The following is a 24287-nucleotide window of genomic DNA, read 5'->3' on the forward strand; positions in this document are numbered from 1 at the left end:
ACATCTGTGAATCCGACCACTCAACGTAACGGTTCGGTCAACCCCACCGTCCAGGGCTTACGGCGTGCCCCACAGGTGGGATAACGTCCCGCCCCAGACCGGGATCGCGGTCGGTCCGGCCATTCCCTCGCAAGGTCCAATTCGCGCTGGGTGGTCCGGGCCTTCGGACGGAGGAGGGTACGAGCCGTGAGGCAGAAGCTCGCTCGGGTGCTCGGTGGTGTGGCCATCGGCGCGCTCGTTTTCAGTGGCGCGGCCTGCAAGGCCGACAGCGGTAGTGAGGCCGGCGGCGGTAAGGGCGCCTGCGACCTGAAGATCGGCTTCTTCGGCCCGCTGACCGGCGACGCCGCGGGTCTCGGTATCCACATGCGCAACGGCACCAAGCTGGCCATCGACCAGTACAACAAGGACAACGCCGACTGCAAGGTCAACCTGAGCGAGTACGACTCGCAGGGTGACCCGGCGAAGGCCCCGGCCCTGGCCCAGCAGGCCGTCGGCGACACCAAGGTCGTCGGCATCATCGGCCCGGCGTTCTCCGGCGAGTCCGAGGTCGCCGACCCGATCTTCGACGAGGCCGGCCTGCCGATCATCACCCCGTCGGCGACCCGTCCGAGCCTGAGCACCAAGAACTGGAAGATCTTCCACCGGGGCGTCGGTAACGACACCTCGCAGGGCCCGGCCGCCGGTCGCTACATCAAGAACGTGCTGAAGGCCGACAAGGTCTACGTCGTCGACGACCAGTCGGCGTACGGCGCGGGCCTGGTGGACGAGGTCAAGAAGGTCATCGGCACCCCGGCCGGCCAGGACAAGATCCAGGTCAAGCAGACCAACTTCTCCGCCGTCGTCACCAAGATCCAGAGCAGCGGCGCGAACGTCCTCTTCTTCGGTGGTTACTACACCGAGGCCGGCCTGCTGCTCAAGCAGCTCAAGGGCGCGGGCTGGAAGGGCACGATGGTCGCCGGTGACGGTGTCAACGACGCCAACTTCATCAAGGTCGCCGGCGAGCAGGTCGCCGAGGGCACCATCCTGACCTGCCCGTGCGCCCCGGCCACCGCGGCCAAGGGCACCTTCGTGACCGACTACAAGGCGGCCTTCGACAACGCCGAGCCGGGCACCTACGCCGACGTGTCGTACGACATCACCAAGATCATGCTCGAGGGCATCAAGGCCGGTAAGACCTCCCGCGCCGACCTGCTGAGCTTCATCAACTCCTACAACGGCACCGGCGGCGCCACCGGCGTGACCTACAAGTTCGAGTCCAACGGCGAGCTGGACCCGGCCCAGGTCATCGTCTGGGCGTTCAAGGTGAACGCGGGCAAGGTCGTCCCCGACATCGAGATCCCGAAGGCCTGACCGGTTCTGTCCGGTCCCGCCACGGGACACCAGGTGTGTGCGGCCGGGAGTGTTTTCTCCCGGCCGCACCACTTGGCCGCACAGTTGGAGCCCCCACTTGAACTTCGATGAGCTGTTCGGGAACTTCCCGGCACTGACCATCACCGGGTTGGAACAGGGCGCGATCTACGCGCTCGTCGCCCTCGGCTACACCCTGGTGTACGGCGTCCTGCGCCTGATCAACTTCGCCCACTCCGAGGTCTTCATGGTCGGTACCTTCACCGCCCTGTGGACCTGGGAGGCCCTCGGCTACAACCAGAACTCGGCCGCCCCGTCGCTCGGGCCGCTGATCCTGGCGGTGGTCGCCGGCCTCGTGGTCGCGATGGCCGCCTCGGCGCTCACCGCGGTCACCGTCGAGCTGGTCGCCTACCGCCCCCTGCGCCGCCGCAACGCGCCGCCGCTGGCCTTCCTCATCACCGCGATCGGCGCCTCCTTCGTGCTCGCCGAGTCCTTCGGCATCGGCACCAGCCGTGCGCCGTTCGGCATGCCGGAGTTGATCCCGCAGAAGACGGTCTTCACGGTCTTCGGCGCCGGGATCACCAACCTCCAGCTGCTCATCCTCGCCGTCACGCTGATCATGATGATCGCGCTGGACCAGTTCGTGAACCGCAGCCGGCTCGGCCGCGGTATCCGGGCGGTCGCCCAGGACGCGGACACCGCCGCCCTGATGGGCGTCAACAAGAACCGCGTCATCCTGCTGGTCTTCGTGCTCGGCGGCCTGATGGCCGGCGTCGGCGCCCTGCTGTGGGACGTACGGTTCGGGTTCACCAAGTTCAACGTCGGCTTCCTGATCGGGCTCAAGTGCTTCGCGGCCGCGGTGCTCGGCGGCATCGGCAACCTGCGCGGCGCGCTGCTGGGCGGCCTGCTGCTCGGCGTGGTGGAGAACTACGCCGCCGGCCTCTTCGGCGGCGACTGGAAGGACTTCACCGGCTTCGTGCTGCTGATCGTCCTGCTGATGTTCCGGCCGACCGGTCTGCTCGGCGAATCTCTCGGGAGGGCGCGCGCATGACCGCCACCGTGGACAAGAAGCGGACCTCGGTCCTCAAGGGTCGCTGGGCGGCGATGCCGAAGCCGGTGCGGATGACCGCGCTCGCCGCGCTGGTCGTGCTCCTCTACATCCTGCCCAACAAGTGGTTCTACGAGTACCTGGGCTTCCCGATCGGCAGCGAGTACTTCGCGCTGTACACGACCCGGTCGGACTTCGCCGGCGTGCTCTTCGACACCGCGGTCTTCGTGCTGCTGGCGGTGGGGCTCAACGTGGTGGTCGGCTTCGCCGGCCTGCTCGACCTCGGCTACTTCGGCTTCTACGCGCTGGGCGCGTACACGGTGGCGTTGTTGACGTCGCCGGAGAGCCGGTTCGGCACGAACTGGCCGTGGCTGGCGGCGGTGCCGATCGCGGTCATGGTGGCGATGGTCTCCGGGGTGATCCTCGGTGGTCCGACCCTGCGGCTGCGCGGCGACTACCTGGCCATCGTGACCCTCGGCTTCGCCGAGATGATCCGGCTCTACGCCGCCCGGCAGGACGGCCTGCTCCAGGGCCAGCGGGGCATCCCCGCGATTCCGCACCCGCCGGGCAAGGGCTCGGACGGCAAGGCGCTCTTCGGGGTGGTCGACGCGCGCCCCTACTACTGGCTGATGCTCACGCTGATCCTGGTGGTGCTGCTGCTGATCCGGAACCTGGCCAACAGCCGGGTCGGCCGGGCCTGGGTGGCGATCCGGGAGGACGAGGACGCCGCCGAGATCATGGGCGTGCCGACGTTCAAGTACAAGCTCTGGGCGTTCGCGATCGGCGCGGCGGTGGCGGGCCTGACCGGCGCGGTCTTCGCCGGTAAGCAGACGTTCATCAACTCGGACCAGTTCGTGCTGGAGAGCTCGATCCTGGTGCTCGCCGCGGTCATCCTGGGCGGTGCCGGCAACATCAAGGGCGCGATCCTCGGTGGTGCCATCACCTGGTACCTGCCGGAGTGGCTGCGGGGCGTCGGTGACCTCATCGGGGTCAACTTCGACGCCGCCGAGTACCGGATCCTGGTCTTCGGTCTGGTCGTCATCGTGATGATGATCTTCCGGCCGCAGGGTATGGTGCCCAACCGTCGGCGGGCGGCCGAGTTCGCCGACCGGCGCAAGGAAGCGGTTCCCCAGGAGACGGTGCCCAATGAGTGAGCCGCAGATGCACAGCGAGCGGGACGAGACCAGCGAGCGGGACATCGCCGACGACGGTCGCAGCACCGTCGGCGTGCCGCCGGCGAAGGGGGCCGACCAGCCGGTCGAGCCCACCCCGGGCGACACCGCCCCGGCCGGTCGGGAGCCGCTGCTGGAGGTCGACAACGTCACCCTCCGCTTCGGCGGTGTGGTGGCCCTCGACAAGGTCGCCTTCACCCTCTACAAGGGCGAGATCCTCGGCCTGATCGGCCCGAACGGCGCCGGCAAGACGACCTGCTTCAACGCGATGACGGGTGTCTACCGGCCCACCGAGGGCGAGATCCGGTTCCAGGGGCAGCGCACCAACGGCAAGCGCCGGTCCTGGATCACCAAGGCCGGCATCGCCCGGACGTTCCAGAACATCCGGCTCTTCCCGGAGATGACCGCGCTGGAGAACGTGATGGTGGGCGCGGACGCCCACCACAAGACCAGCGTGATCGCCGCCATGCTGCGGCTGCCGCGGCACTGGCGGGAGGAGCGGGAGGGCCGGGAGGAGGCGTACCGGCTGCTGCGCTTCGTCGGCATCGAACGCCGCGCCGGGGACCTGGCCCGCAATCTCTCGTACGGCGAGCAGCGCCGGCTGGAGATCGCCCGGGCGCTGGCCACCAAGCCGACCCTGCTCTGCCTGGACGAGCCGGCCGCCGGCTTCACCCCGGCGGAGAAGGAGGAGCTGAACGGTCTGATCCGTAAGATCCGGGACGACGGCACCACGGTGCTGCTGATCGAGCACGACATGCGACTCGTCATGGGTGTGACCGATCGGATCGTGGTGCTGGAGTTCGGCAAGAAGATCGCCGAGGGCCTGCCGGCCGAGGTCCGCGAGGACCCGAAGGTGATCGCGGCCTACCTGGGGGTGCCGACCGATGCTGCTTGAGATCAAGGACCTGACCCTGCTGTACGGGCGGATCCAGGCGCTGCACGGGATCAGCCTGCACGTCAACGAGGGCGAGGTGGTGGCGCTGATCGGCGCGAACGGCGCCGGCAAGACCACCACCATGCGCGCGATCTCCGGGCTGCGCCCGGTGGCCCAGGGCTCGATCGTCTTCGACGGCACCGACGTCACCCGGATGCGCGCCGACCTGCGGGTGGCGCGGGGCATCGGGCAGGCGCCCGAGGGTCGCGGCGTCTTCCCCGGCATGACCGTGCTGGAGAACCTGGAGATGGGGGCGTACACCCGCCGGGACAAGGGTGGCATCGCCGAGGACATGAAGATGGTCATGGACCTCTTCCCCCGGCTCGCCGAGCGGCGCAAGCAGGCCGGCGGCACGCTCTCCGGCGGTGAGCAGCAGATGCTGGCGGTCGGTCGGGCGCTGATGGCCCGACCGCGGCTGCTGCTGCTGGACGAGCCGTCGATGGGGCTCGCCCCGATGCTGATCCAGCAGATCTTCGAGATCATCACCCGGATCAACGAGCAGGGCACCACGATCCTGCTGGTGGAGCAGAACGCCCAGCAGGCGCTCTCCCGCGCCCACCGGGGCTACGTGCTGGAGACCGGCCGGATCGTCAAGGAGGGGTCCGGCCAGGACCTGCTGCACGACCCCGCGGTCAAGGAGGCGTACCTCGGCGTGGCCTGAGGTCGTACCGTCGGCGGCCGGTCGTCCCTCCCGGGGCGGCCGGCCGTCGCGTTTGCTCCCGGCCGTCGCTTTCCGGCGGCGACGCGGTGCCGCCGGCTCAGGGATGTCGGGCGTACGGACTAGAGTCGCTGCCGTGACAGCTACGACGCCGCGCCTGCTCCTCGTCGACGGACACTCCCTGGCATACCGGGCCTTCTTCGCCCTGCCGGTGGAGAACTTCTCCACCACGACCGGGCAGCCGACCAACGCGGTCTACGGCTTCACCTCGATGCTGATCAACGTGCTCCGCGACGAGCAGCCCACCCACATCGTGGTGGCGTTCGACGTCTCCCGCCGCTCCTTCCGCACCGAGAAGTACGCGGAGTACAAGGCCGGCCGCAGCGAGACCCCCAGCGACTTCAAGGGCCAGGTCAGCCTGGTCAAGGAGGTCCTCGCCGCGCTGCGCATCCCGGTGGTGGAGCGGGAGGGCTACGAGGCCGACGACGTCATCGCCACCCTCGCCTGCCAGGCCCGTGACCAGGGCATGCAGGTGCTGATCAGCACCGGTGACCGGGATGCCTTCCAGCTCGTCGGCGACGACGTCACCGTGCTCTATCCCCGTAAGGGCGTCTCCGACCTGGCCCGGATGGACCCGGCCGCGATCGAGGCGAAGTACGGCGTCGGCCCGCAGCGCTACCGGGACCTGGCCGCCCTGGTCGGCGAGACCAGCGACAACCTGCCCGGCATCCCCGGCGTCGGCCCGAAGACCGCCGCCAAGTGGATCAACACGTACGGCGGGGTGGAGGGCGTCATCGCCCGGGCCGACGAGATCAAGGGCAAGGCCGGTGACAGCCTCCGCGAGCGGCTCGCCGACGTGATCCGCAACTACGAGATCAACTGCCTGGTCTCCGACCTGGAGCTGCCGGTCCGCCCGGAGGACGCCCGCTGGCAGGGCTGGGACCGGGAGGCGGTGCACCAGGTCTTCGACACCCTCCAGTTCCGCATCCTGCGCGACCGGCTCTACCAGTACCTGGAGGCCGTCGAGCCGGAGGCCGAGGCGGGCTTCGACCTGGCCGGCGAGAAGCTCACCGAGCCCGGCGCGCTCGCCGGTTGGCTGGAGACGCACGCCCCGGCCGGCACCCCGGTCGGGCTTGCCGTCAAGCTGGACACCGGTCCCAACCGGCGGCACACCGCGAGCGTGACCGGGATGGCGCTGGCCACCGCGGCCGGGGCGGCGGCCTGGTTCGACCCGGCCACGCTGGACCCGGCCGACGAGTCGGCGCTCGCCGGCTGGCTGGCCGACGGCGAGCGGCCTAAGGTGCTGCACGACAGCAAGCCGGCCGTGCTGGCCTTCGCCGCGCACGGCTGGGAGCTGGCCGGGATCGCCCGGGACACCCAGATCGCCGCCTACCTGGCCCGACCCGACCAGCGCTCCTACGACCTGACCGACCTGGCGCTGCGCTACCTGCACCGGGAGCTGCGGGTCGACGCGCCGGAGACCGGTCAGCTCACCCTCGACGGGCTGGGCGTCGACGGCGAGGCCGAGCAGAACCTGATGCTCCAGGCCCGGGCCACCCTCGACCTGGCCGACGCGATCGACGCCGAGCTGTCCCGCGACGGCGAGCAGTCCGCCCGGCTGATGGCCGGCGTGGAGCTGCCGCTGATGCGGGTACTGGCCACCATGGAGCGCACCGGCATCGCCGCCGACACCGACTACCTGTCCGAGCTGGAGGCGCACTTCGCCGCCGAGGTGAAGGCCGCCGCCCAGGGCGCGTACGCGGCCGTCGGCCGGGAGTTCAACCTCGGTTCGCCCAAGCAGCTCCAGGAGATCCTCTTCGGCGAGCTGGGGCTGCCCAAGACCAAGAAGATCAAGACGGGTTACACCACCGACGCGGACGCCCTCCAGTGGCTCTACGCGCAGCAGCCGCACCAGGTGCTGGAGCACCTGCTGCGCCACCGGGACGTGGCGAAGCTCAAGTCGACGGTCGACGGGCTGCTCAAGTCCGTCTCCGACGACGGCCGGATCCACACCACGTTCAACCAGACGGTGGCGGCCACCGGCCGGCTCTCCTCCACCGAGCCCAACCTGCAGAACATCCCCATCCGCACCGAGGAGGGGCGACGCATCCGTCGGGCCTTCGTGGTGGGGGAGGGCTACGAGTGCCTGCTCACCGCCGACTACAGCCAGATCGAGATGCGGATCATGGCGCACCTGTCGTCGGACGACGCGCTGATCGAGGCGTTCAACTCCGGCCACGACTTCCACGCCGCCACCGCCTCGTCGGTCTTCGCCGTCCCGGTCGACCAGGTCACCGCCGACCAGCGTCGCAAGATCAAGGCGATGAACTACGGCCTGGCGTACGGGCTGAGCGCGTTCGGCCTCTCCCAGCAGCTCGGCATCACCGCCGAGGAGGCCCGGGGCCTGATGGAGAACTACTTCACCGGCTTCGGCGGCGTCCGCGACTACCTGCACGAGGTGGTGGCCCGGGCCCGGCAGGACGGCTACACCTCCACCATCCTGGGCCGCCGGCGCTACCTGCCCGACCTGGTCAGCGACAACCGGCAGCGCCGGGAGATGGCCGAGCGGATGGCGCTGAACGCCCCGATCCAGGGCTCGGCGGCCGACATCATCAAGGTCGCCATGCTGCACGTGGACGACGCGCTGCGCGACGCCGGGCTGCGGTCCCGGATGCTGCTGCAGGTGCACGACGAGCTGGTCTTCGAGGTCGCCCCCGGCGAGCGGGAGACGCTGGAGGCGCTGGTCCGCAGGCAGATGGGCGAGGCGTACCCGCTGTCGGTGCCGCTGGAGGTCTCCGTCGGCGAGGGCCGCGACTGGAACAGCGCCGACCACTGACCCCGGCGGGTCAGGGGCGGGGTGGACCGTCCGGGGCCACGGAACCGGCGGCGGTGTGCAGGACGGCGGCGAGCCGGTCCCGGATCGCCGCCTGGGCGGCGATCCGGGCGTCGAGGACAGCCAGTCGCTCCCGACCCACCCGGATGCCGGCGGGGGAGGGGGCGGCGGTCGCCACGTCCCCGTCCAGGCAGGGCAGGAAGACCCGCACGTCGTCCAGGGTCAGCCCCGCCGCCAGCAGGTGCCGGACGTTGCGGACCCGGACGACGGCCCGCTCGTCGTAGTGCCGGTAGCCGTTGGCCGCCCGGCACGAGTCGATCAGGCCGTGCTCCTCGTAGTGACGCAGCGCCCGTGGCGTGGCGCCGGTGCGCCGGGCCAGCTCGCCGATCCGCATCCCGCTCCTGTCCCCTCGCTCACGCGACCACCGCGCCGCCGTCGACCGGCAGCACGACGCCGGTGACGAAGCCGGCGTCCGGGTCGCAGAGGCGCTGGATCGCCCAGGCTACTTCCTCGGGTCGGCCGACCCTGCCCAGCGGGGTCCGGGCCAGCTGCCACTCGCGTACCGCCGCCCGGCGTTGCGGGGTGAGTCCCTGGTGCACGCCGATCGGCGTCTCCACCGCCCCGGGCGCCACCGCGACCACCCGGACCCCGCGCGGCGCCAGCTCCACCGCCCAACTGCGGGTCAGCGAGTCGAGGGCGGCCTTGCCGGCCGCGTACACCGAACTGCCGGGCCAGGCGCGCTGGCCCACCGACGTGCTCACGTTGACCACCACGCCTCCGGTCGCGGTGAGTGCGGCGAGCGCGGCGTGGACCAGCCGTACCGGCGCGAGCAGGTTGGTCTCCAGCTGGCGTCGCGCCGCGGCCTCGTCCAGGTCGGCCAGCGCGCCGCCGCCGGCCACGCCGGCATTGTTGACCAGGACGTCGAGGCGGCCGTACCGGTCCAGAGCGGCGTCGACGATCAGCCGGGGCGCGTCGGGTGCCGTGACGTCCGCCGGCAGCGGCACGATCCGCGGCCGCTCGCCGGCGGTCTCGGCCAGCGGTGCCGCACGTCGGCCCACGGCGAGGACGTGGGCGCCGGCCTCGGCGAAGGCGCGGGCGGTGGCCCGGCCGATGCCGGTGCCGGCCCCGGTGACGACGACGACCCGTTCGACTGTTCCGGTCATGCCGGCGATCCTCCGACCCTGCCGTCAACGGCAGGGTCAAGCCGGCCGGGTCAGCCCTTGAGCGGGTCGTGGCCCCAGTTCATCAGCGACCAGCGCCACTTGGTGTCGCGGATGTCGCCGGAGGGGCGCTGGGCCATGTGCCGGTGCACGTAACCGACCACCTTGCGCATGTGCTGGTAGTCGGCCGAGGAGAGTTCGGCGCGCTTGCGGCGCAGCAGGTCGATGATCCGTCGGCCGGACTCGTGACCGACGGACTCGCCGCCGCCCGACTGTCCGCCCTTGTGCCAGCCGACCCGCTTCGACTCGTCGGTCTCCAGCCAGCTCGACAGCTCACCGGGCTTCATGTTCACCGCCTCGGTGAACTCCCGATAGATCTCCTGCTCGTCGTCACCCTTCACGGCGCAGCACCTCCGGCCGGTGGGCGACGTCGCGGCCCGAGTCGTCGTTGCGGATCCGGTACTGCGGGTCCTCCGGCGACGCGTCCACCGCGTGCCCGCGTACGTGGGTCCGCTCGGTGATCTTCTCCTCGACCACGCCGTACGCCCGCCCGCTGTGGCTGGCCCAGGAGACGTGGTCGCCCGTTCGGAACTCCTTCTCGGCCATGCCGGTCGGGTACCCGCCGGTCCGGCCCGAAAACGCCGGACGGCGACCGGCGGAGTGATCTCTCGATGACCGACTCGTGCCGCCGCCCGCCCGGGCTGCGTCAGGCCGGCTTCTCGGCGACGAAGATGGCGGTGCCGGGGAAGAGCCGGCCGCGCAGCGGGCTCCACTGGCCCCAGATCCCCTCGTGCCCCGCGGGCCACTCCGGCTCCACCAGGTCGAGCAGGCGGAAACCCGCCCCGACCAGCTCCCTGATCCGGTCGCCGAGGGTGCGGTGCTGCTCGACGTAGGTGGCCACCCCGTGTTCGTCCTGCTCGACGTACGGGGAGCGGTCGAAGTAGGAGTGGACGGCGGTCAGCCCGCCCTCGCCGGGGTCGTCGAGGAAGATCCAGCGCATCGGGTGGGTCACCGAGAAGACCCACCGGCCGCCGGGGCGCAGCACCCGGGACACCTCGCGCATCACCGCCGCCGAGTCGTCGACGAACGGGATCGCGCCGAACGCCGTGCAGACGACGTCGAAGGCGGCGTCGGCGAAGGGCAGGGCGAGCGCGTCGGCCTGCACCAGCGGCACGCGTACGCCGGTGGTGGCGGCGGCGCGGGCGGCGTGCCGCAACATGCCGGCGGAGAGGTCCAGGGCGACCGGCCGGGCACCCTGGGTGGCCAGCCAGCGGGCGGCGGACGCGGCGCCGCAGCCGAGTTCCAGGACGCGGCGGCCGCCGACGTCGCCCAGCAGGTGGGCGTCGGCCTCGCGCAGCCCCTCGGGACACCAGACGAAGTCCACGTCGCCCAGGAAGGCGCCGTGCTCGGCCTGGTAGTCGTCGGCGTCGGCGTCCCACCAGCCGCGGTTGGCGCGGCGCACCTCGCCGTCGCCGACCCGGCGTCGGGTCACCCTGTCGTCATCCACCCGGGTCACGCTAGGCCCCGGCCGCCCCGGTACGGTCACCGGCCGCCCCGGCGCGTCGCCACCGCCCGACACGGATGGGGCTGATGTGACGGACGAGACAGCGATGGCCCCTTACCGCGCGAAATCTCCTCTTTCGCAGCTGGCGCGGGTGCGACAGGACGGGAGGCCTTGCACGCTGTGGTAATGCAGCGGGTAGGCTAGACGATGCGCTCGCGGATCGTGTGCCTCGGCAGGGAGCAGGTGCGCGGTCACCGGAGCCACTAATGATCTTCACTTGGCGATCGTTCGGTGTGCCCGGCGGCGGATCCGTTGGCGCGAAATGGTCACTGCGACACCACGCCTGCTGTGACAACCCATCCGACCGGAGCAACCGCCCACATGACGAGCAGCATCGAGGCCCCCTCGAGCGCCACCCGGGTCACCCACGACGATCTCGGTTCCGAGGAGGCTTTCCTCGCCGCGATCGACGAGACCATCAAGTACTTCAACGACGGCGACATTGTCGAAGGCACCGTCGTCAAGGTCGATCGGGACGAGGTCCTGCTCGACATCGGCTACAAGACCGAGGGCGTCATTCCCTCTCGGGAGTTGTCGATCAAGCACGACGTGGACCCCGCCGAGGTCGTCTCGGTCGGTGACCACATCGAGGCCCTGGTCCTCCAGAAGGAGGACAAGGAGGGTCGTCTGATCCTCTCCAAGAAGCGGGCGCAGTACGAGCGGGCCTGGGGCACGATCGAGAAGATCAAGGACGAGGACGGTGTCGTCCGCGGCTCGGTCATCGAGGTCGTCAAGGGTGGTCTCATCCTCGACATCGGGCTGCGTGGCTTCCTGCCCGCCTCGCTCGTCGAGATGCGGCGGGTGCGTGACCTGCAGCCGTACGTCGGCCGCGAGCTCGAGGCCAAGATCATCGAGCTGGACAAGAACCGCAACAACGTGGTGCTGTCCCGCCGGGCGTGGCTGGAGCAGACGCAGTCCGAGGTGCGCACCGAGTTCCTCAACAAGCTGCAGAAGGGCCAGGTCCGCAAGGGCGTCGTCTCCTCGATCGTCAACTTCGGCGCGTTCGTCGACCTCGGCGGCGTGGACGGTCTGGTGCACGTCTCCGAGCTCTCCTGGAAGCACATCGACCACCCGTCCGAGGTCGTCGAGGTGGGCCAGGAGGTCGAGGTCGAGGTCCTGGACGTCGACCTGGACCGCGAGCGGGTCTCGCTGTCGCTGAAGGCGACCCAGGAGGACCCGTGGCGGCAGTTCGCCCGCACCCACGCGATCCAGCAGATCGTGCCGGGTAAGGTCACCAAGCTGGTCCCGTTCGGCGCCTTCGTCCGGGTGGACGACGGCATCGAGGGCCTGGTCCACATCTCCGAGCTGGCCGAGCGCCACGTGGAGATCCCGGAGCAGGTCGTCCAGGTCGGCTCCGAGGTCATGGTCAAGGTCATCGACATCGACCTGGAGCGCCGCCGGATCTCGCTGTCGCTCAAGCAGGCCAACGAGGGCTTCGTCGAGGGCGAGGAGCACTTCGACCCCACCCTCTACGGCATGGCCGCGACGTACGACGCCGAGGGCAACTACATCTACCCGGAGGGCTTCGACCCGGAGACGGGCGAGTGGCTCGAGGGGTACGACAAGCAGCGCGAGACCTGGGAGAACCAGTACGCCGAGGCCCGTCAGCGCTGGGAGGCCCACACCAAGCAGGTGCAGACCTCCCGGGCCGCCGACGCCGAGGCCGCTGCCAACCCGGCTCCGCCCGTGTCGACCGGTGGCACCACCACCTCGACCAGCTCGTCGGCCCCGAGCCGACAGGCCGAGGAGCCGGCCGGCACCCTGGCCACCGACGAGGCGCTCGCCGCTCTGCGGGAGAAGCTCGCCGGCGGCAAGTGACCGCTGCGACACCTCCGGCCCGGCGCGTCTGACGACGCGGCAGGCCTGAGACGTCACTGACGACGGGCCCCGCCCCCACGATCCGGTTCCACCGGGTCACCGGGGGCGGGGCCTTCGCCATGTCCAGCCCGCCCCGCCCCGCCCCCGGGCGTCCGTGGTTCGACAAGATCGTCTGATGGTCCCGGCACTCGTGGCCGGCGTGTCGATGCCGGGACGTGCAAACGATCACGCGAGCGCCAGCGGCCGGTGGGGGACATGCGGTGGGGTGCCGGGTTGGCGGTGGGCGGGGGATCGGGTTGACTGGTCCGGTGCTGATGGTGGGACTGACCGGTGGGATCGGATCCGGCAAGAGCGCCGTGTCGGCGCGGCTCGCCGCGCTCGGGGCGGTGGTGATCGACGCCGACCGGATCGCCCGCGAGGTGGTCGCGCCCGGGTCGGCGGGGCTGGCCGAGATCGTCGCCGCCTTCTCCGACCGGGTTCTCGACGCCGACGGGGCGCTCGACCGTGCCGCGCTGGGCCGGCTGGTCTTCGCCGACGAGGCGGCCCGCCGCCGGCTGGAGGCGATCACCCATCCTCGGGTGCGGGCGCGTACGGCGGAACTGGCCGCCGCCGCACCGGCGGACGCGGTGGTGGTCAACGACGTGCCGCTGCTGGTGGAGGCGGGGCTCGCGCCGACGTACCACCTGGTGGTGGTGGTGCAGACGGCGGTGACCACCCGGCTGGCCCGGCTGACCGGCGCCCGCGGCATGGACCGGGCGGAGGCCGAGCGGCGGATCGCCGCGCAGGCCGACGACGCCCGCCGGCAGGCGGCGGCGGACGTGGTGCTGCCGAATGACGGCACCCTGGACGAGCTGCACGCCGCCGTGGACACCCTCTGGCGGGACCGGCTGGTGCCCTACGAGCGGAACCTGCGCGAGCGGCGGGCGGTGCGGCCGGAGCCGGCCACCCTCACCGAGGCCGACCCGACCTGGCCGCAGCAGTACGCCCGGCTGGCCGCCCGGATCCGGCACGCGGTCGCCCCCGCCGACCTGCGGGTGGACCACGTCGGCTCGACGGCGGTGTCAGGGCTCGCCGCCGAGGACGTGATCGACATCCAGCTCACGGTGGGGTCGCTGGCCGAGGCGGACGGGCCGCTCGCGGAGCGACTGGCCGCCGCCGGGTTCCCGCGCCTGCCCGGCGAGCGGTGGGACAGCCGGCGCCCGGCGGGCGACGACCGGTGGGCGGAGCGGTTGCACGGCAGCGCCGATCCCGGGCGGCCGGTCAACCTGCACCTGCGGGTGGCCGGGTCGCCGGCGTGGCGGTACGCCCTGCTGCTGCGCGACCACCTGCGTGCCGACCCGGACGAGCGTTCCGCCTATCTGCAGCTCAAGCGGGAGCTGGTGGCCGCCGCCCCGGACGCGGCGACCCACGGGACGTTGACGGACCCCTGGTTCGACGAGGAACACCTGCGGGCCGAGGAGTGGGCCGCGCAGACCGGCTGGCGGCCCTGACCGGAGGCGACGCGCGGGTTCAGCGCCGCCGGGGTCGGGGTGCCGGAGCAGGTACGGGCGGCCCGCCCGTCGGCAGCGCCGGCACCGCCGCGGGGCTCAGGTCGAGCTGCGCCCACAGCCCCGGCCCGGTCCGTAGTTCCACTCGGCGCAGCAGACCCGTGCGGTCGATCCAGTAGCGCAGCGCCGGTGACCTCGGTACGCGTACCTCGATGACGTCGACGGTGCGGTCGGCCACCCGGTCGTCGCGCAGCCGGACGGCCGAGTGGGCGGGGACCGCCGTCGCGCCCGCCCGCAACGCCGTGGCCACCAGCCGGTCCAGGTCGTCGCCGGGCGGCCGGGCCGGGGACCAGGTGAGGCCGCTCGGCGGGGGGAGCGGGGGCCGGGCGGCCGGGTCGGTGTCCGCTCCGGCGGGCAGCTCCACCCGGCTGACCCGTCCGGCCCGGTGCCGCAGCAGGGTCCGGTCCGCCGGTGCGGCCACGTCGCCCACGCCCAGGTACGCCGTCTGCCCGGCCCAGTTCAGCCAGCCGCCGCCGCGCAGGTTCCGGGTCGGGTCGAGCGGCGCCGTCAGGGTCAGCGTGGCCCCACCGGCCGCGCGGAGTCGGGCCGGTAGCCGGGCCAGCCGCTCGGTCTCGGCCTCGGCGAGCGCCCGGGGCAGCCCGGGGTGACCCCCGAGCGCGTCGATCGGGCGCAGCGTCGGGCGGTCGCTGCGGGCCAGCTCGACCGTGACGGGAGTGCCGTCAGGCAGCGGACCGGCCAGCCGGTGCAGCCGGGCGTCCGGGTCGAGCCAGAGCCGGAACTCGGGGCCGCCCGACGCGGCGCTGCCCGGGGTGTCAGGCGGCAGCGGCGCCCGGAGCACGTCGACCGGCGTGCCGGCGACGGTGTCGCGGCCGGTCCAGCGTGCGGCGGCGGGGAGCGTCGCGACGTCCGGCGCCGTCCGCGCCGCGCCGAGGTCGAGGAGCAGGTCCACCACGGAGGCCAGGTCACGCCCGGCGGGCGGCGCGGGCAGCCGCCACCGGTCGGTCGGGGGGACCAGCGGCGGCGGTGCGGGGGTGGGCGCGGCGGCCGGGTCCGGGCGGGCCAGCAGCGCCGCGCCGGTCGCCTGGACCAGGCCGCGGTCCGTGCCGGCGCCCGGTCCGCCGACGTCCAGGTAGACCAGCGGCCGGGACCAGTCGACCCAGCCGACCAGTTCGGTACGCCCCGACCCGCGGCCCACCGTGACGTGCACCCCCGAGCGGACGTCCCGGTAGTTGGTGACCCGTACCGCGGCGAGTCGTTCGGCCTCGGCGGCGGTGAGCGGGCGGGCCGCGTCGGCCGGCTCGGACGCCCAGTCGGGCAGCCCGACGACGAGCGCCGCCGCGGAGGCGGTGGCGAGCACGGCGAGCGCCAGCAGGGTGATCCGCCGGTGTCGGCCCGGCCCGGTGGCCTGGTCGGTCGGGTCGTCCCCGTCGGGCTCGGCGCCGCCGTCGGCCGGTGCGGTGTCGGCCGCCCCGCTGTCGGCCGCTCGGGTCTCCGTCGCGGGCGCGGGCGGGTCGACCGGTCGGGAGGCGTGGACGGGTCGGATCGGTCCGGCGGGGGAGGTCTCCACGAGTGGAGAACGCGCCGGCCGGTCGGGGGTGACGAGCAGGGGCGCTCGCGGCGGCCGGTCAGCGCCTCCAGCGCGACCACGTCGGGCGCGCACTCCGGTGATGTCCAGGTGCTGCGACCCACTGTGCCGGGGGCGGCGGCCCGCGTTGGGGCGACCACCGGCCCGGTCGGCCGCCGCGAGCGGCCTACGACGAGAGCGTAGCCCCGTGGGATGGTCCACACAACGGGAATATCGAAGGTGGTCAGGCGGCCGGGGTCGGCTCGCCCCGAAGTGTCGGACCTCCGGCGTACCGTGGTGGTCATGGCGCTCGACATTCCCCGGCTGGACGGCCGCTTCCAGGTCGTCAGCGACTTCCAGCCCGCCGGCGACCAGCCGGCCGCCATCGACGAGCTTGAGCGTCGGGTCCGGCGTGGTGACCGTAACACGGTGCTGCTCGGCGCGACCGGCACCGGCAAGAGCGCCACCACGGCGTGGCTCGTCGAGCGGCTGCAACGCCCGACCCTGGTGCTCGCCCCCAACAAGACGCTCTGCGCCCAGCTGGCCAAGGAGTTCAGCGAGCTGCTCCCGCACAACGCGGTCGAATACTTCGTCTCCTACTACGACTACTACCAGCCCGAGGCCTACATCCCGCAGACCGACACCTACATCGAGAAGGACTCCTCGATCAACGAGGAGGTCGAGCGACTGCGGCACAAGGCGACCATGTCGCTGCTCACCCGGCGGGACGTGGTCGTGGTGGCGACCGTGTCGGCGATCTACGGCCTCGGCACCCCGGAGGAATACCTCGACCGGGCGGTCCGCATCCGGATCGGCCAGGAGATCGAGCGGGACAAGCTGCTGCGCCGGCTGGTCGACATCCAGTACACCCGCAACGACATGGCCTTCCAGCGGGGCACCTTCCGGGTCCGCGGCGACACGCTGGAGATCATCCCGGCGTACGAGGAGCTGGCGCTGCGGATCGAGTTCTTCGGCGACGAGGTGGAGAAGCTCTACTACCTCAACCCGCTCACCGGCGACGTGGTGCGCGAGGCCGACCACCTGCTGATCTTCCCGGCGACCCACTACGCGGCCGGCCCGGAGCGGATGGAGCGGGCGATCGGCGACATCGAGGTCGAGCTGGCCGAGCGGCTGGCCGAGCTGGAGCGGCAGGGCAAGCTGCTGGAGGCGCAGCGGCTGCGGATGCGCACCACCTACGACATCGAGATGATGCGCCAGGTCGGCTTCTGCTCCGGCATCGAGAACTACTCCATGCACATCGACGGTCGGCTGCCCGGCAGCCCGCCGCACTGCCTGCTGGACTACTTCCCCGACGACTTCCTCACCGTCATCGACGAGTCCCACCAGACGGTCTCCCAGATCGGCGGCATGTACGAGGGCGACGCCTCGCGCAAGCGGATGCTGATCGACCACGGCTTCCGGCTGCCCAGCGCCGCCGACAACCGCCCGCTGCGCTTCGACGAGTTCCTGGAGCGGGTCGGGCAGATGGTCTACCTCTCCGCCACCCCCGGCGCGTGGGAGCTGGAGCAGGCCCAGGGGGAGTATGTCGAGCAGGTGATCCGCCCGACCGGGCTGGTCGACCCCGAGGTGGTGGTGAAGCCCACCAAGGGGCAGATCGACGACCTGATGCACGAGATCAAGCTGCGTACCGAGCGGGACGAGCGGGTGCTGGTCACCACGCTGACCAAGAAGATGGCCGAGGACCTCTCCGACTACCTCCTGGAGAACGGCATCCGGGTGCGCTACCTGCACTCCGAGGTCGACACGCTGCGCCGGGTGGAGCTGCTGCGCGAGCTGCGCAAGGGCGAGTACGACGTGCTGGTCGGCATCAACCTGCTACGGGAGGGGCTCGACCTGCCCGAGGTCTCCCTGGTGGCGATCCTCGACGCCGACAAGGAGGGCTTCCTGCGCAGCGGCCGGTCGCTGATCCAGACGATCGGCCGGGCGGCCCGGAACGTCTCCGGCCAGGTCCACATGTACGCCGACAAGATCACCCCGTCGATGGCCTCGGCGATCGACGAGACGAACCGGCGGCGGGACAAGCAGATCGCGCACAACGAGGCGAACGGGATCAGCCCGGAGCCGCTGCGGAAGAAGATCCACGACATCCTGGACGACATCTACCGCGAGGCCGAGGACACGGAGAACAGCCGGGTCGGCGGCGCGGCGCGGCAGTTGTCCCGGGGCAAGGCGCCGGTCAAGGAGACCCGCAGCCGCAGCCGGGGCGGGGCCGCCACGCCGTCCCGCGAGGGGATGGCGCGGGCCGACCTGGCGAACCTCATCCAGGAGCTCAACGACCAGATGCTCGCCGCCGCGCGGGAGTTGCAGTTCGAGCTGGCCGCGCGGATCCGCGACGAGGTCGCCGACCTCAAGAAGGAGCTGCGCGGGATGGACGCGGCCGGCGTGCGCTGACGGGACGGGGGCGGGGTGGAGGCGGTGCTCGCCGAGGCGGTCGTCGGGCTGCCGGACCCCCGCCTGCGCCCGTACGTGGACCGTTACCTCGGCTACCGCGAGCGCGTGCCGCACCTCCTGGCACGCCGGGAGGCGGCCGGCGCCTTCGTGGTGCTGATCCTCGGCTGGGGCGACCCGATGGACGTGGTCGACCACCGGCACGCCGGACGCGGCGCGTACGGGGTGGACTCGTTCGTGGCCGGGCCGTTCGACGCGTACTGCACGACGCGGACGGCGGGTCTGGGGGTGGGCGTGCAGGTGCTGCTCTCCCCGCCGGCAGCCCGTCGGGTGCTGGGCGTGCCGCTGGGCGAGCTGACCAACCGGGCGGTGCCGGCCGACCGGGTGCCGGGCGGGGCCGGGCGGGGTCGGCGCGACGAGGGCTGGCTGGGCCGACTGCGGGACCGGTTGGCGCAGGCGCCGGACTGGCCCCGCCGGTTCGCCCTGCTCGACGCGGCGCTGGCGGACCGGCTGGCCGACGCCGTCCCGGTCGACCCGGCGCTGGCCGGTGCCTGGCGCCTGCTGGCCGGCAGTCGGGGGCGGATCGGGGTGGCGGAGCTGGCCGCGGAGGTGGGCTGGAGTCGGGGGCACCTGGCCGGCCGGTTCCGCCGCGAGCTGGGCCTGCCGCCGAAGTCGGTGGCCCGCCTGCTGCGCTTCCAGGCCGCGTACGCGTCGCTGGGGCGGGAGCTGATCGCCGCGCCGGGGGTCGCGCCGGTCCACGGTGACGGCTGGGCGGAGCTGGCGGTGCGCTGCGGCTACTACGACCAGTCGCACCTGATCCGCGAGTTCCGGGAGTTCACCGGGGAGAGCCCCACGGGGTTGACGGTGGCCGGCCGACATTCGTCCAATCCCGGCTGACCGCGCGGGCCGCAGACTCGACGTATGAGCAGCATCTTCCCGGTCTTCCGCTATCCCGACGCCCACGCCGCCGTGGCCTTCCTCCGGGACGCGTTCGGCTTCACCGTGCAGGAGGTGCACGAGGGCCCCGACGGCGACCTGCGGCACGCCCAGCTCCGCTACGGCGACGACCTCGTCATGCTGGCCTCCGGGGCCGGTCCGCAGGTCCGCCCCGCCGATGACGACCACCGGATCTACGTGGTCGTCGACGACATCGACGCGCACCACGCGCGCGCGGCGGCGGCCGGCGCGGAGATCGTGGTCGCGCCCTTCGACACCGACTACGGCTCGCGGGACTACACGGCCCGCGACCTGGCCGGCAACGTCTGGTCCTTCGGCACGTACCGGCCCTGACGCCGGGACGCGTCACGAGAGGGCGCAGTCGCCCGGTTGCGGTGTGCGAGCAAGGTATTGCCCTGTGTGACGGTCATGCGTACGCTCCCTCGGTGGGGAGGCACGGATGCCGTCATCAGCAAGTCCCGTCATCCGGCGGGCGCGACTCGGCGCGGAGCTGCGTCGGCTGCGTCGCCGGGATGCGCTCACCCTGGAACAGGTCTGCGGCCGGCTGGGGTGGGCGTCCACGTCGAAGCTGTCCCGCATCGAGCTGGGCCAGAGCCGACCCGACCTGGCCGACGTGCTCGACCTGCTCGACGTCTACCAGGTCCCGCCGGATCAGCGGGAGGCGCTGATCCTCATCGCCCGGGACGCCGCCACGAGCCGCGGCTGGTGGAAGGGGCTGGGCGAGATGGGGGAGCGCCAGCGCGGCTACGCCGAGCTGGAGTCGAGCGCGGCGACCATCGTGGAATACCAGCCCGCCGTGGTGCCGGGGCTGTTGCAGACCCCGGCGTACGCGCGGCTGCGGGTGGCGGCCGGCGCGCTGTTCTGCCCGGAAGTCGACGCGGAGGCCGACGTACGGGCCCGCGCGCTCCGGCAGGACCTGGTGCGCCGGCCCGATCCGCCCCGGTACACGGCGCTGCTCGACGAACGGGCCTGCGACCCGGGTGGCGTGCCGCTCGACGTCTGGCGCGAGCAGTTGCGGCACCTGATTGCCCTCGCCGACCGGCCGCACATCACCATCCGCCTGCTCTCCCGGGACGCCCGTCCGCACGGCGACGTGCACCCGCTCGCACCCTTCTCGTACTACGCCTTCCCGGACCCGGCCGACCCGCGCACGGTGATGGTGGAGACCCTCACCACCGACCTGCGGCTGGTGGGCGAGGAGGACATGGCCCGCTACGAGCGGCTGATCGACTGGCTGCTCGCGGCGGCGCTCAGCGCCGAGGAGACGGTGGCGGAGCTGGCCCGGCGGGTGGAGCTGCCGGTGGTGCCCCGGCCCCGCGTCCCGGTCGCGGGCGGCGCGGCGGAGCACTGAGCGCCGCTCACCGGTGGCGCCCGAACCCGCCCTCGGAGTCGATCACCTGCCCGGCGAGCCAGCCGGCGTCGGCCGAGCAGCGGAACCGGACCGGTGGGAGGTCTCGTCGCCCAGTTCGGCCAGGAGCGCCGGGACACAGGCCGGTGCCGGGCATGGCCGCAACCGGTCACGGCCGCGCGGACCACCGGGCCCGGCGCCCCCGATGCCCGTCGGGACCGGCGGCCCGCGCGTTCGGGCGCACGCTAACCCAGCGGTACGACAGCCCGAGCCCGACCCGGCGGCCCGACAGCTTCAGCCCCACCGCCCGAAGACCGCTCCCGCCGACAACCCAGTCCGACGGACCGGGCCGACGCGTCAGGCCGACAGCCCAGTTCGACGGATCGGACCGACGCGTCAGGCCGGCAGCCCGAGCCGACAGCCCGAGCCGGCGGGTCAGGCCGGGACGTCGACGAAGTGCTCGACCAGCGGCGGGCCGGCGAAGTGCGGGCCGATCAGCGCCCGCCACTGCTGGAACCGCTCGGTCTGGCGGAAGTTGACGTCGTGCGCCTCCACCGAGTCCCACTCGACGAGCAGCACGAAGCGGGACGGCGACTCGACGCCGCGGGTCATCCGGACCGACCGGCACCCCTCGGCGCCGGTGATCACCGGGTACGCCTCGGCGTAGGCGGCGGCGAACTCGTCCTCGTGCCCGGGGGTGACATCGATCAGCGCGACCTCAAGAACCATGACCGAAGCCTCGCACGTCGTACGGGCCCGGGTGTGCCGCGGGGTCTGTTCCGGTGCGCTTTCCCGCTCTAGGGTGGGCGGGCACACGGGGAGGAAGACATGATCGACTGGCTCACCGGCACGGCGTTCAGCGTGGCCGGCACCGCGACCACCTGGGCGGAGGTGCTCGGCTTCGGCACCGGCGTGGTGAACGTCTGGCTGGTCGCCCGGCAGCACATCGCGAACTGGCCGATCGGCATCGCCAACGTGCTGCTGCTCATGCTGCTGTTCTGGACCGCCGGCCTGTACGCCGACGCCGGCCTCCAGGTCGTCTACGTCGTGCTCGGGGCGTACGGCTGGTGGCACTGGCTCTTCGGCGGCGAGCGGCGCAGCCGGCTCACCGTGGCCCGGACGGGGCGACGGGAGTGGTGGGGCCAGGCGGTCGCCGGGGTGCTGCTCACCGCCGTCCTCTGGGTGCTGCTGGACCGGCTCACCGACTCGACGGTGCCGCTGGCCGACGCGGTCACCACCGCGCTCTCCCTGCTCGCCACCTACGGTCAGACCCGCAAGCTGGTGGAGAGCTGGTGGCTCTGGATCGTGGCCGACCTGATCTACATCCCGCTCTACGCGTACAAGGGTCTGTGGTTGACCGGCGGGCTCTATCTGATCTTCCTGGCGCTCTGCGTGGTGGGGTTGCGGGCCTGGCGGGCCGACCTGCGCCTGCGGTCGACGGCGACCGCCGTGCCGCCCGGCCCGGCCCCGGTGGCCGCGTGAGCGCGCCGGTCGAGGGCCGGGAGTTCCGGCACGGGCTGGTGGTGGGGAAGTTCTACCCGCCGCACGCCGGGCACCACGCGCTGATCGAGGCCGCCGCGGCCCGCTGCGCGGCGGTCACCGTGGTGGTCGCGCCGTCCCGCCGGGAGTCGGTCCCGCTCGACGAGCGGGTCTCCTGGCTGCGGGAGGCGCACGCGGCCACCCCGTGGGTCCGGGTGGTCGGCCGGTACGACGACCACCCGGTGGACTACGCCGACCCGGCGGTCTGGGACGCGCACTGTGCGGTGTTCCGGGAGGCGGTCGGGGCGGAACCGGTCGACGCGGTCTTCTCCTCCGAGACGTACGGCGGGGAGCTGGCCCGCCGGTTCGACGCCGTGCCGGTCTGCGTCGACCCGGACCGGCGGGCGGTGCCGGTCTCCGGCACCGCGGTCCGGGCGGACCCGGCGGGGCACTGGCGGTGGCTGCACCCGGCGGTGCGGGCCTGGTTCGTCCGCCGGGTCGTGGTGGTGGGCGCGGAGTCCACCGGCACCACGACGATGGCCGCGGCGCTCGCCGCCCACTACGGCACCGCCTGGGTCCCCGAGTACGGCCGGGAGCTGACCGCGCGCAAGCTCGCCGGGCTGCGGCGGCACCGGCCGGCGGCGACGGTGGCCGAGGTGTCCTGGGGGCGGGACGACTTCGTCGAGGTGGTCCGGGCGCAGCAGGCCGCCGAGGACGCCGCCGCCCGGGTCAGCGGGCCGCTGCTGTTCTGCGACACCGACGCCCGGGCCACCGCGGTCTGGGAGGAGCGGTACCTCGGTTCCTCGTCGGCGGCGGTCCGGGCGGCGGCCCGCCGACCGGCGCTCTATCTGCTCACCGACCACGAGGGTGTCCCGTTCGACGACGACGGCCTGCGCGACGGGGAGCACCTGCGGGCCTGGATGACCGGCCGGTTCCGGGCCGAGCTGGCCGACTGCGGGGTGCCGGTGGTGGAGCTGCGCGGCCCGCATCCGGAGCGGCTGGCGACCGCGGTGGCGAGCTGCGACGCGCTGCTGGCCGCCGGCTGGTCGCTCGCCGACCCCCTGGTCCCCACCTCCTGATCCACAGGCGGAGCCAGGGATCGACGTCACACCTAGCCTCCTAGGACGCACTACGCGGTGCGCGCCACCGCACACCGGAAAGTGATGCCATCGTCAATCCGGGTCGCCGGAGATGCGCCGGACACCCGGGATGGTGAACAATGGCGGCCGAGGAGGGGAGTATTCCCCCGCGACAGAGTCGTCAGCACGGACGTCCGCCGACCCCCGGCGACACGACCCGGCTCCGTCGGTCGCCGACCCGTCACCGGGCCGGTGGCGGAAGAGACCTCCGACAGTCACCAGAGTCAGCGTCGACGCACCCCGGCCCCTCACCCGGCGTACGGTGTGCCCGACGCTGCGTGTCTGCCGGAGGATGGAATTGAACGTGTCCGGATACGTGTGGGCCGCGACCCTCGTCGCGATGACGGCGGTTCTGCTCGTCGACCTGCTGATCATCGGTCGGCGACCGCACGAGCCCAGCGTCCGTGAGTCGAGCCTCTGGGTCGCCTTCTATGTCGGGTTGGCCCTGCTCTTCGGCGTGGGACTCTGGCTCACCGCCGGCGCCGGCGCGGCCGGCCAGTTCTACACCGGGTGGCTCACCGAGTACAGCCTCTCGGTGGACAACCTCTTCGTCTTCGTGATCATCATGGCCCGGTTCGCGGTGCCCCGGCAGTTCCAGCAGAAGGTGCTGCTCATCGGCATCGTGCTGGCGCTGGTGATGCGCGGTGGCTTCATCGCCGCCGGCGCCGCGCTGATCGCCCAGTTCTCCTGGGTCTTCTACATCTTCGGCGCGTTCCTGATCTACACCGCGATCAACCTGGCCCGGCAGGGCGAGCCGGACGAGGACGAGTTCAGCGAGAACCTGCTGATCCGGTGGAGCCGCAAGGCGCTGCCGCTGTCGCGGACCTTCGACGGCGCGCGGATGACCACGCACGAGAACGGCCGGCGGCTCTTCACCCCGATGCTGATCGTCATGATCGCCATCGGCACCACCGACCTGATCTTCGCGCTGGACTCGATCCCGGCGATCTTCGGCATCACCCAGGAGCCGTACCTGGTCTTCACCGCGAACGTGTTCGCGCTGATGGGGCTGCGGCAGCTCTACTTCCTGCTCGGTGGGCTGCTGGACCGGCTGATCTACCTCAGCTACGGCCTGGCCGTGGTGCTCGGCTTCATCGGGGTGAAGCTGGTGCTGGAGGCGCTGGCCGACAACAACCTGCCGTTCATCAACGGCGGCGAGCACGTGGCCTGGGCGCCGCACATCCCGATCTGGCTCTCCCTGCTGGTCATCCTCGGCACGCTGGCCGTGGCGACCGCCGCGAGCCTGGTCAAGTCGTCCCGGGACCGCCGTCGGGAGCTGGCCGAAGCGCGCCGCTGACCGGCACGTCGCACGCGGGGGCGCTGCCGGGGACGGGAGCGCCCCCGCGACG

General features: G+C 72.4%; 21 protein-coding genes and 1 pseudogene. 15 read left to right on the forward strand and 7 right to left on the reverse strand.

What is annotated here, in order from left to right:
• Positions 1 to 186 precede the first annotated feature (186 nt).
• From ABUL08_RS02770 to polA, 6 genes are all read left to right on the forward strand, one after another.
• Positions 187 to 1350 (forward strand): branched-chain amino acid ABC transporter substrate-binding protein, encoded by a 1164-nt coding sequence (locus tag ABUL08_RS02770; RefSeq protein WP_350934193.1) that lies wholly within the window; start codon positions 187 to 189, stop codon positions 1348 to 1350.
• A 97-nt stretch (positions 1351 to 1447) separates the two neighbouring features.
• Entirely contained in the window at positions 1448 to 2398 is a 951-nt protein-coding gene (locus tag ABUL08_RS02775) for a branched-chain amino acid ABC transporter permease (RefSeq protein WP_350934194.1), read from the forward strand.
• Positions 2395 to 3549, forward strand: a complete 1155-nt coding sequence (locus ABUL08_RS02780; RefSeq protein ID WP_350934196.1) for a branched-chain amino acid ABC transporter permease — start codon at positions 2395 to 2397, stop codon at positions 3547 to 3549. The genes ABUL08_RS02775 and ABUL08_RS02780 overlap by 4 nt, the downstream gene beginning before the upstream one ends.
• Complete coding sequence (locus ABUL08_RS02785) at positions 3542 to 4462, forward strand: ABC transporter ATP-binding protein (protein WP_350934198.1); 921 nt, start codon at positions 3542 to 3544, stop codon at positions 4460 to 4462. The genes ABUL08_RS02780 and ABUL08_RS02785 overlap by 8 nt, the downstream gene beginning before the upstream one ends.
• On the forward strand, positions 4452 to 5162 hold the full coding sequence (locus tag ABUL08_RS02790; protein WP_350934200.1) for an ABC transporter ATP-binding protein: 711 nt from the start codon (positions 4452 to 4454) through the stop codon (positions 5160 to 5162). Before ABUL08_RS02785 ends, ABUL08_RS02790 begins: the two co-directional genes overlap by 11 nt.
• Positions 5163 to 5295: 133 nt before the next feature.
• Positions 5296 to 7995: a DNA polymerase I gene (gene polA / locus ABUL08_RS02795; RefSeq protein WP_350934201.1), complete on the forward strand. Its 2700-nt coding sequence runs from the start codon at positions 5296 to 5298 to the stop codon at positions 7993 to 7995.
• Positions 7996 to 8005: 10 nt separating this feature from the next.
• On the opposite strand, the gene ABUL08_RS02800 is transcribed toward polA, so the two are convergent.
• The 5 genes and pseudogenes from ABUL08_RS02800 to ABUL08_RS02820 all read right to left on the reverse strand — a co-directional run bounded on the left by ABUL08_RS02800 (position 8006) and on the right by ABUL08_RS02820 (position 10659).
• On the reverse strand, positions 8006 to 8386 hold the full coding sequence (locus tag ABUL08_RS02800) for a MerR family transcriptional regulator (protein ID WP_350934203.1): 381 nt from the start codon (positions 8384 to 8386) through the stop codon (positions 8006 to 8008).
• A 19-nt stretch (positions 8387 to 8405) separates the two neighbouring features.
• Positions 8406 to 9155: an SDR family NAD(P)-dependent oxidoreductase gene (locus ABUL08_RS02805; RefSeq protein ID WP_350934205.1), complete on the reverse strand. Its 750-nt coding sequence runs from the start codon at positions 9153 to 9155 to the stop codon at positions 8406 to 8408.
• Between the two features lie 53 nt (positions 9156 to 9208).
• Positions 9209 to 9553 (reverse strand): annotated as a pseudogene (locus ABUL08_RS02810) (DUF3140 domain-containing protein); the annotation flags it as partial.
• Positions 9543 to 9758, reverse strand: coding sequence for a hypervirulence associated TUDOR domain-containing protein (locus ABUL08_RS02815; RefSeq protein WP_350934206.1), 216 nt, complete (start codon positions 9756 to 9758; stop codon positions 9543 to 9545). The pseudogene ABUL08_RS02810 and the gene ABUL08_RS02815, both read right to left, overlap by 11 nt.
• 100 nt (positions 9759 to 9858) lie before the next feature.
• Positions 9859 to 10659 carry a class I SAM-dependent methyltransferase gene (locus ABUL08_RS02820; protein WP_350934208.1) on the reverse strand — a complete coding sequence of 267 codons (801 nt, stop codon included), beginning with the start codon at positions 10657 to 10659 and terminating at the stop codon, positions 9859 to 9861.
• A gap of 378 nt (positions 10660 to 11037) precedes the next feature.
• Between ABUL08_RS02820 and rpsA the strand changes: the two genes are divergently transcribed.
• Entirely contained in the window at positions 11038 to 12534 is a 1497-nt protein-coding gene (gene rpsA / locus ABUL08_RS02825; RefSeq protein ID WP_350934210.1) for a 30S ribosomal protein S1, read from the forward strand.
• Positions 12535 to 12842: 308 nt separating this feature from the next.
• On the forward strand, positions 12843 to 14024 hold the full coding sequence (gene coaE / locus ABUL08_RS02830) for a dephospho-CoA kinase (RefSeq protein WP_350934212.1): 1182 nt from the start codon (positions 12843 to 12845) through the stop codon (positions 14022 to 14024).
• A gap of 19 nt (positions 14025 to 14043) precedes the next feature.
• Here the strand turns inward: coaE and ABUL08_RS02835 are convergent, their stop codons facing one another.
• Complete coding sequence (locus tag ABUL08_RS02835; RefSeq protein WP_350934214.1) at positions 14044 to 15609, reverse strand: LolA-like protein; 1566 nt, start codon at positions 15607 to 15609, stop codon at positions 14044 to 14046.
• Between the two features lie 300 nt (positions 15610 to 15909).
• On the opposite strand from ABUL08_RS02835, the gene uvrB reads away from it, so the two are divergent.
• The 4 genes from uvrB to ABUL08_RS02855 all read left to right on the forward strand — a co-directional run bounded on the left by uvrB (position 15910) and on the right by ABUL08_RS02855 (position 20323).
• The gene (gene uvrB, locus ABUL08_RS02840; protein ID WP_350934215.1) at positions 15910 to 18018 is read left to right on the forward strand and encodes an excinuclease ABC subunit UvrB; all 2109 of its coding nucleotides are present in this window, start codon (positions 15910 to 15912) and stop codon (positions 18016 to 18018) included.
• A gap of 15 nt (positions 18019 to 18033) precedes the next feature.
• The gene (locus tag ABUL08_RS02845; protein WP_350934217.1) at positions 18034 to 18912 is read left to right on the forward strand and encodes a helix-turn-helix domain-containing protein; all 879 of its coding nucleotides are present in this window, start codon (positions 18034 to 18036) and stop codon (positions 18910 to 18912) included.
• Positions 18913 to 18936: 24 nt separating this feature from the next.
• Entirely contained in the window at positions 18937 to 19305 is a 369-nt protein-coding gene (locus ABUL08_RS02850; protein WP_350934218.1) for a VOC family protein, read from the forward strand.
• A 106-nt stretch (positions 19306 to 19411) separates the two neighbouring features.
• Positions 19412 to 20323: a DUF5753 domain-containing protein gene (locus ABUL08_RS02855; protein WP_350934220.1), complete on the forward strand. Its 912-nt coding sequence runs from the start codon at positions 19412 to 19414 to the stop codon at positions 20321 to 20323.
• Positions 20324 to 20755: 432 nt separating this feature from the next.
• Here ABUL08_RS02855 and ABUL08_RS02860 read toward each other — a convergent pair whose 3' ends face one another.
• On the reverse strand, positions 20756 to 21049 hold the full coding sequence (locus tag ABUL08_RS02860; protein ID WP_350934221.1) for an antibiotic biosynthesis monooxygenase family protein: 294 nt from the start codon (positions 21047 to 21049) through the stop codon (positions 20756 to 20758).
• A gap of 99 nt (positions 21050 to 21148) precedes the next feature.
• On the opposite strand from ABUL08_RS02860, the gene pnuC reads away from it, so the two are divergent.
• The 3 genes from pnuC to ABUL08_RS02875 all read left to right on the forward strand — a co-directional run bounded on the left by pnuC (position 21149) and on the right by ABUL08_RS02875 (position 24235).
• Complete coding sequence (pnuC, locus tag ABUL08_RS02865) at positions 21149 to 21802, forward strand: nicotinamide riboside transporter PnuC (RefSeq protein ID WP_350934223.1); 654 nt, start codon at positions 21149 to 21151, stop codon at positions 21800 to 21802.
• Positions 21799 to 22878, forward strand: coding sequence for an AAA family ATPase (locus tag ABUL08_RS02870; RefSeq protein WP_350934224.1), 1080 nt, complete (start codon positions 21799 to 21801; stop codon positions 22876 to 22878). Before pnuC ends, ABUL08_RS02870 begins: the two co-directional genes overlap by 4 nt.
• 358 nt (positions 22879 to 23236) lie before the next feature.
• On the forward strand, positions 23237 to 24235 hold the full coding sequence (locus tag ABUL08_RS02875; protein ID WP_350934226.1) for a TerC family protein: 999 nt from the start codon (positions 23237 to 23239) through the stop codon (positions 24233 to 24235).
• Positions 24236 to 24287: the final 52 nt, after the last annotated feature.

The organism is Micromonospora sp. CCTCC AA 2012012 (genome assembly GCF_040499845.1).
GTDB classification, from domain to species: Bacteria; Actinomycetota; Actinomycetes; order Mycobacteriales; family Micromonosporaceae; genus Micromonospora; species Micromonospora mangrovi.

Excerpts from the sequence above, each read along its gene's own strand:
- ABUL08_RS02780 (WP_350934196.1), top strand. The coding sequence starts at position 2,395 with ATGACCGCCACCGTGGACAAGAAGCGGACCTCGGTCCTCAAGGGTCGC.
- ABUL08_RS02785 (WP_350934198.1), top strand. The coding sequence starts at position 3,542 with ATGAGTGAGCCGCAGATGCACAGCGAGCGGGACGAGACCAGCGAGCGG.
- ABUL08_RS02790 (WP_350934200.1), top strand. The coding sequence starts at position 4,452 with ATGCTGCTTGAGATCAAGGACCTGACCCTGCTGTACGGGCGGATCCAG.
- ABUL08_RS02800 (WP_350934203.1), bottom strand. The coding sequence starts at position 8,386 with ATGCGGATCGGCGAGCTGGCCCGGCGCACCGGCGCCACGCCACGGGCG.
- ABUL08_RS02805 (WP_350934205.1), bottom strand. The coding sequence starts at position 9,155 with ATGACCGGAACAGTCGAACGGGTCGTCGTCGTCACCGGGGCCGGCACC.
- ABUL08_RS02815 (WP_350934206.1), bottom strand. The coding sequence starts at position 9,758 with ATGGCCGAGAAGGAGTTCCGAACGGGCGACCACGTCTCCTGGGCCAGC.
- rpsA (WP_350934210.1), top strand. The coding sequence starts at position 11,038 with ATGACGAGCAGCATCGAGGCCCCCTCGAGCGCCACCCGGGTCACCCAC.
- uvrB (WP_350934215.1), top strand. The coding sequence starts at position 15,910 with ATGGCGCTCGACATTCCCCGGCTGGACGGCCGCTTCCAGGTCGTCAGC.
- ABUL08_RS02850 (WP_350934218.1), top strand. The coding sequence starts at position 18,937 with ATGAGCAGCATCTTCCCGGTCTTCCGCTATCCCGACGCCCACGCCGCC.
- ABUL08_RS02855 (WP_350934220.1), top strand. The coding sequence starts at position 19,412 with ATGCCGTCATCAGCAAGTCCCGTCATCCGGCGGGCGCGACTCGGCGCG.
- ABUL08_RS02860 (WP_350934221.1), bottom strand. The coding sequence starts at position 21,049 with ATGGTTCTTGAGGTCGCGCTGATCGATGTCACCCCCGGGCACGAGGAC.
- pnuC (WP_350934223.1), top strand. The coding sequence starts at position 21,149 with ATGATCGACTGGCTCACCGGCACGGCGTTCAGCGTGGCCGGCACCGCG.